General features: G+C 47.0%; 1 protein-coding gene. It reads right to left on the bottom strand.

The window, feature by feature from the left end:
- Positions 1–247, bottom strand: a 247-nt coding sequence (locus SB765_RS32475; RefSeq protein ID WP_410932872.1) for a hypothetical protein, incomplete at both ends; no start/stop codon positions are given.

Here is a 247-nt window from a genome sequence, read left to right on the forward strand (position 1 = left end):
CGAAAGTATCACGAACACCCATTACTTCACCCGTTGAGCGCATTTCAGGTCCACGGATAGGATCCACGCCTTGGAACTTAGCAAATGGCAATACCACTTCTTTTACGCTGTAGTAAGGTGGAATCACTTCTTTAGTAATGCCTTGGCTTGCTAAAGATTGACCCGCCATACAACGTGCCGCTACTTTTGCAAGTGCTACACCCGTTGCTTTAGATACAAATGGAACTGTACGTGCTGCACGTGGGTT

It is taken from the genome of Pseudomonas sp. SIMBA_067, assembly GCF_046534675.1.
GTDB lineage: Bacteria > Pseudomonadota > Gammaproteobacteria > Pseudomonadales > Pseudomonadaceae > Aquipseudomonas > Aquipseudomonas putida.